Below are 6,700 nucleotides of genomic sequence, written 5' to 3'. Positions count from 1 at the left end.
AACCGGATCGACGAACTCCTCCCTTGGAACTTCCAGACGTCAAGCTGAAAAGCCCGTGGGGCCCAGCTGGCGCTTACTATGGTCCCGGCGCTGCCGATCTCCGAAAGAATCGAGTTCATCAATGAAGATGATGCTTGGCGCCATCGTCGCCGCCTTCGCGAAATCCGCCTTCATGGCTTTGACAAGATCACTCGATCGTTCTCCCCGCGCCTGCCACGTGGCAACGGAGCCCGCGATGACTGTCAATCCAGCTTCTCTTGCGACCAGCCGGGCCAACTGCGTCTTGCCGGTTCCCGGAGGGCCGACGAGAAGCAGGCCCTGCAATACGTCACCCCAGCCGATATCGCCAGCCTTCCAGTCGCGCAGGTCTTCGATCATTTGCTCGAGCGGCCGGCGGACCGACGCAGGCAAGGGGAATTCCGAGAGGCCCGGCCCATGGGTATCTTCTGACGCGTGATCCTGCGCGAGAGCGGCGACTGCGCTGGCCGGATCCGGCCAGCGCAGGGCCAGCACAAGGTCGTCCGGATCGAGAGAAGCGAGCGGGGCAGATCCGGGTAGCGCGTCGAGAAGCTCGGCGCTGATCGCGGCATCGGGATATGCTTCGGCCAGCACCTCCTTCAGCATCTCCCGGTCAAAGGGCGCGAGCCGCAAAGGCACCGGGCTCAACGCCCGCAGCGCCTTCGGGCTCGTTCCGGCGTCCGGCGTGATCAGAACGGCTGGACGGCGTGTCTCGATTGCCTCAACAAGCTCCGGCATGAGATGTCCCAAAGCCCTGACATGGCGCTGCGTCTGGGGCCGCAAGGCCTCTTCGGCCCTCACGATACTGGGCCCCGGTACGTCTTCGGGCCAGAAGAAGGTCTCGCCGATGACATGTTTGAGCAGGTCCCGGATCACGGTATCCAGTCCGCTCGAGGCGGTTGTGAGCAGCGTCACGGTTCCCGGGGCAGCGAGTGTCTCGACCATCTGCTCGACCGATCCGAAACTTTTCGCGACCCGCAGGAGAGCCATCGCGCAGGCGGGTTTGAGGCGGTAGACCTTGCAACACGATGAACGGGTTCCGGGGATCGGAGGAAGCGACGGGCCGAAGGTGTCCTCATGCTCGATCGAGTCGATCATCGCATCGATATCCCAATCGTCGGACGGGGTATCGGGTGCGCCGTCAGCGGTGAGCCCGCTTTCGGAGGCGCCCCCGGTTCGGTCCTGTGCATCGAGGCCCTCCTTTTCGGCCGCGTCCGTGTCCCCGACCGAAGCAGAGGCGACCGGAGCCGGATGGGCTCTAAAGGCCCAGCCCGGTCGTGTCTCCGAAAGAGACCTCCGGAGGTCGCGAGCAAAGGCCCGCCAATCACCCGAGACAGATGACGATGGCGCGCCGGTCGTGGACGGACCTTTTTCCTGCGTAAAATCGGGGCGGCCGAGGGCCGGGGCTGCGACATGGGTCGAAGTTCTGGACTGGGTCATGAAAAGTCTCCAAAAGGTAGGAAAGGATGTCCGGCCGCGTTCATGCGGCCGGAGGGGATGCACAACGCACTGTCGGCTCTGATGGATACGGGGTCCGGCGACCGCATCACGATCGCCCGGCTCGGTTTGAAGATCAGGCGGCGGCGCTATCCGGCACGGACGTCCGGGTGCAGTCCGGAATGGCATCATGGAGCCCGAGACCGCAGAGCGCGTTATCGAAGCTCTCCCTCGGGCGTTGCCGCAAGTCCGGTATCTCGGACGCCTCGATCTTGTGCACGTGGTGCCACTCGGACGTAAACTTTACGACGAAATGCGGCAGGGCCACCAAAGCCAGACAATCGAAATCTTCAGGGGAATAGGGCCGCGTCCCGTCCGGGCCGCGCTGATAACCGCGGCGGATGTTGAAGACATAACTGCCCCCGGTCGGTACATGCCTTGTCTTGATCTGCATGCGCAAAAGGCACGTATCGAGCCAGATGAGACGGTCGAATTGTTCATGCTCGGGCGCGGGGACCACGCGCTCTCCGAGCGTGGCGAGCACGCAATCGACAAGACGCTCACCGGCGTGGCCGAGGATCTTGGCGTGCGTGCAGAGATCAGCGGCGGCGACATTGGGGTATCGCGCGAGAGCGGCACGCGCATCGCGCGCCAGTGCCGGGCGCGGCGGGGGCGTGAGCCCCGGAAAAAAAGGCTGATGCATGGGAGCCTCCAGGACGGGAAAGGGAGGGGCGGGACCACGGGCGGCCCCGCCTGTTCGACTGCCGAACCCGGCGGCTCAGGCCACCAGCGCCGGGCCACCTTCCCCGTCATCGTCGGGTCCCGGAGCGTTGAAATCCTCGAGGCGCATCAGCGCGTCGCAACTGCTGAAAAAGTGGCGCTGGAGGCCGCGCAGCATCCGCGCGGACGGGTATGCGCCCGCGATGGCGAGCAGGTGGGCATGCTGCGCCACGGTGGCGTGAATATACGCGCGATCTTCGTCATTCTCGACCGACAGGAGGGTCCGCAGGAAGAGGGCCATGAGGCGCAGCGGGCGATCCGCGGCGCGCTGTGCGGGCAGATTGATCAGATGATCGAGGCGGGCCATCAGATGCGCGCGCGCCGTTTCGGCTTTCGCAAGGGCCGCGTCGAACTCCGGCGCGAAGATATCTGCGGCACCGCGTTGCAAAGAGGCTTCTGCGTCGATGCAGGCGTCGAGATCGCGCAGCAACCCGGCGAATGCCCGGCTGACGCGGGTATGCGCCAGCGGCACGTCGGCCATCACCGACGTGGTCGGCGCGTCAGTCGCAGAGCGCGAGATCGGCTTCTGCTCGGCGGCATCGTGTCCGAGTTCGGCCAACTCCGCGAGAGCCGCATCCGCCCTGCGGGCCGGGGAGATAAGATTGAAGGGGAATTGCGCGGAATTGAAACCGCCCACGCGGCGGGATACGATAAGCTTAGCCATGACGGGTCTCCGTTCGACTCGTTGTGGTCAGGGCGGGGTGGGAGTTGGCGCTCCCGCTTCGCCCGCTCAATCGGGCGCCCGATAACCATACGAGACTAGGTGGGCTTGTCGTGATCAAGCTTCAAGAGGAATCATCAAAAAAATCGCTAGATTTTCCTATTAATCCTAAATGGACGTAAACAAGCATATGATTTTCAACATTTACCAAGCGGACAAAATAGCGGATAGATATCGGACAATTGCGAAGGATGCGCAAATTCTCTCCTGGGTTGTCGCTGTAAGCCCTGCGCGACGACGCGTCGGCACCGCCACGACGTCTTCACGAAGAGCCTTTTCCAAAAAGATCACAAATTTAAAGTATCCGGATTGGATGAACAGAGATCATTGCTATCTATGGAAAATCGCGCGGACAACAGATCGGGCTACCGGCGCCGAAGTAGTTCAGCGCACTGAAAGCAACAGGATGAGCCTAAATGTCTGACAACACAACGGAGCCGGACGTGCCCGCCGCGAACGAAGCGCCGCCGGCGAGCGAGATGGAAACGGATCCGGTTGTCCGGGATCTCGACGCGCGTCTGCCGAGTGGCTACGATCTCGACGGTCACATGATCGTCAAGCTTAAATCCGCGGGTCGGTCCCGGCCGCTCTGCGGTCCGGTGATCGTGCGCTCGCACGCACGCACCGCGACGGGTGCCGGTTGGTGTGCGGAGCTTGCTTTCCGATCGGTCGATGGGACTTGGCAGAGCGCGGTCGTCGCGATGCGCGACCTGCTCGGGGCCCCCGGGCGAGTCGTCGCCAGGCTGGTGGACCGAGGCTTCGATCTGCGCGGCCGCCCGAAAGAGGTCTGCGACATGCTGCGCGCCATGCCGGTCGACCGCATCGGCCTGGCGGTGGAGGTGACTGGATGGGTCGGAGACGGGTTCGATACCTTCATCTGCCCCACGGGCGAGATTGTGACCGATGCGCGGGCCCCTCGCGAGGTTCTCTTCAGCGGGCGCCCCCGTGTGACAGCCCCGTCATCGGATCGGTGCGTGGAAGAGGCGTGGGAGGCGGCGCTGTTTGACGCCGGCATGTCCGATGCGATGACGGTCGGCCTCTGCGCCGCGCTGGCGCCGGTGATCCTGCCCGTGAGCGGGGCCCCGTCATTCCTGCTTCATGCGCATGGAAACGAAACTGCGGGCCGGATCATGCGCACCGTTGCCGCCGGTCTCTGGGGGCCGCCGGCGCAGCTCACGCTCGGCTGGCGCGACCCGCTGCCCCGGATCCTCGCCGAGATCGAGGCGGCCCGGGACGGGCTGGTGGTTCTCGAGGGGTATGAGCCGCGTCACCATCGGAAGGTCCCCGCGGTGACCGAGGCCCTGGCGGCGATGGAGGCCAAAGGACGGGTCGTGGTCCTGTCGACGGGGATGACGCCGCTCGTTCCGACGGACGGGCGCGCATCGTCCGTCCAGGACTTTCGGCATGTCGTCGATGTCGACACGCGGAGCTGGGATACGGAACGCGCCGACGAAATCATGGAGACCGCCGCCAGCAACAGCGGGGTGTTCGGCCCCGGCTTTGTGCGATCCGCCATAAATTGGGGGATCGGGAACCAGCGTATTTTCCTGGAAATCCGGACCGACGACATTCGCGACGTGCTGACCGAGAAGGATACGGTTCCCGTCGATGCGGAGACCGATCGCGTCTGCCGCGTGATCGGGGCGCTGCACGGAACGGGGGCCGTTCTTGAAAAACAGAAACTGGTCCCCGGGATGAAAAGGCCGAAATCGCTGTGTCAGCGGCTTTTCAAGGAGTGGGTGGCCCGTCACCGGGGTGTGCTGTCGAGCCAGGACCGTGCTCTGTTGAGCAAAGCGGCGACTGAAATCCGCCGTCTTCTGCGTGAAGACGCGCTGACGCCTCTGGACACCGCGGATGCGGTTGTCCCGCTGAGTGATGTGGGCTGGCACGATGATCATGCGGTATATCTGACCGTGCGCACAATGACAGCCGTCGCGACGGCGGGAGAGGCGAGCCTAGAGCGCCTGATCGATCTGCTGATCGCACAGGATCTGCTGCGGCCGGGCCGGGAGCGCGGAAACCAGTTCCGCCTGCCCAGCCGGGTTCCCGGACGTCCCCGCGCATACAAGATCCGCCGACCCGAAATCCTGCGTTTCGCCACTGCCGGGCACGGGGATGCAGACGATCGCGCCGGGGGATGAGCAACGATCCATCTCGGCCATGCATTGACAGGAAAAACGAATTCGGGGGTGATCGTCGAAAGGAAAATTGATCGTCGCTCATCAACCATCGAAGGTGTTCTTGCAAAAAATGGGACAATCCTGCCGGCGTCAGGGAGGAGGGTCCAGCAGGCTGCTGGTCGCAGCGTTCCGCCCGGCCCGAAGGCCGGGCGGAGCGCGAGAAGGGGTCAAGGGGGTATCCCCCTTGCGAGCGGTTCTTGCGGCGCCGGGGTCTCCCCGGCGGCGCAAGAACATTAGTGAGTAAAAACCCGGGCAATCCTGAAAATTTTTTGCTGAGCTTTTTCACAGGGATCGACGAAAATCGGATCAGTGAAACTCATCCGAGGAACGTTGGCATGTCCTTGCATCCCCGATTTGACACCCCGGAACCGGTCGAACAGATCGACACCGCGCCCGTCGTGCTGCGCTTCGCCTCGATGTTTCCGCGAGACCTGAAACGCCGCGCGATGCACGACAGGCGGACGGGGGGCGATCTCAGCCATGTCAGGAAAGACCTGTCTCGTCTCAACGCGCGCCGAATTGGCGACCGTGCCTGGATCCCACAGCTTCATTCGGAGGTCGAAAAAGCAGGCGCGGACAACCTTGCGGAGGAGATTGCTGCGCGACAGCGCAAGGGACGCCGCAAGGAAGCCCGGCAGCTACGGGAGCGGGGCCCTCGCGATCCGTGGAAATTCACGCGCGCGGGACCGTTGCGCGAGGGGATCCTGACGGTGAACAAGCGGTGGTTCGGCGGCGCCGGGCAGGAAGACTGGAATCCCGATCGGGTCGCGGCGTTCCAGCAGCGGGCTCTGGACTTCCTCCAGGAGCATTTCCGGGGCGGGCAACTGCGTGAGGCGAGTTCACACGAGGATGAAGAGGCGTTTCATATCCATTTTACGGTCGCCGTCTGGGTCGAGAAGGTCAGCGAGAACCGCGGCCGGCAGCGGCTCTTGCAGCCTTCGGCCAACCCGCTCCTTGCAAACTACGAATACGCGCAGGACCTCGCCGGCGAGGCCTTCCTTGACCTCGGGATCCATCGCGGTGAGCGGCGCGCGCAGGCCGCGCGGGAGGCGAAGGCTGCCGGTCTGGAAGGGCCCGACCCGCGCGCGCATGTCCCGCCGTCGCAGTGGCGGAAAGACCAGCGCCGGAAAGCGGTGCAAGATGCGGATCGGATCAAGCGCGCGGCTGCGCACCGGGCGGAGACCATCAAGTCCGACGCCCGCGCCGTGGCCAGCTCCACGGTCAGAAAAACGCGCAAGCGCGCGATCCGCGATGCGCAGGCGCGCAAGACTGAGGCCGAGCGGGCGGTGGCTGAGGCCCGGATCACACGCCAGCGCGGGCGGCTCGCCGCCGCGTTTGTACGCGGCTGGACCGCCCGTCTCGAGGACCGCGCGCATGAGCGTCGCCGCGAGGTGGAGCGGACGACGGCGCGCGTTGAAGGCGAGGCACACGATTTGAGCCTGAAGGTGTCGGAGTTGTCGCTGGAAGTATCCGAAAAGACGGTAAGGCTGTAAGCGCGATCTGGGGCCCACCTTCTTCTGACTTATGATTTCTGGGAATCCGTCCCTGTCTTGGAATAGGGAAG

Annotated in this window: 5 protein-coding genes; 2 read left to right on the top strand and 3 right to left on the bottom strand. The window is 64.3% G+C overall.

Annotated features, from left to right (window positions below; all coding sequences use genetic code 11):
- Positions 1–39 precede the first annotated feature (39 nt).
- From ACROSR_RS19700 to ACROSR_RS19690, 3 genes are all read right to left on the bottom strand, one after another.
- Entirely contained in the window at positions 40–1,458 is a 1,419-nt protein-coding gene (locus tag ACROSR_RS19700) for an AAA family ATPase (protein ID WP_432687594.1), read from the bottom strand.
- A 133-nt stretch (positions 1,459–1,591) separates the two neighbouring features.
- The gene (locus tag ACROSR_RS19695; RefSeq protein ID WP_432687593.1) at positions 1,592–2,158 is read right to left on the bottom strand and encodes a hypothetical protein; all 567 of its coding nucleotides are present in this window, start codon (positions 2,156–2,158) and stop codon (positions 1,592–1,594) included.
- A 75-nt stretch (positions 2,159–2,233) separates the two neighbouring features.
- Positions 2,234–2,899, bottom strand: coding sequence for a hypothetical protein (locus ACROSR_RS19690; RefSeq protein ID WP_432687592.1), 666 nt, complete (start codon positions 2,897–2,899; stop codon positions 2,234–2,236).
- Between the two features lie 473 nt (positions 2,900–3,372).
- Between ACROSR_RS19690 and ACROSR_RS19685 the strand changes: the two genes are divergently transcribed.
- Positions 3,373–5,097, top strand: a complete 1,725-nt coding sequence (locus tag ACROSR_RS19685; RefSeq protein WP_432687591.1) for a DUF927 domain-containing protein — start codon at positions 3,373–3,375, stop codon at positions 5,095–5,097.
- A gap of 437 nt (positions 5,098–5,534) precedes the next feature.
- Positions 5,535–6,629 (top strand): plasmid recombination protein, encoded by a 1,095-nt coding sequence (locus ACROSR_RS19680; RefSeq protein WP_432687590.1) that lies wholly within the window; start codon positions 5,535–5,537, stop codon positions 6,627–6,629.
- Positions 6,630–6,700: the final 71 nt, after the last annotated feature.

Source organism: Roseovarius tibetensis (assembly GCF_050896375.1).
Lineage (GTDB): Bacteria > Pseudomonadota > Alphaproteobacteria > Rhodobacterales > Rhodobacteraceae > Roseovarius > Roseovarius tibetensis.
This window is presented reverse-complemented; position numbering and strand designations above follow the sequence as displayed.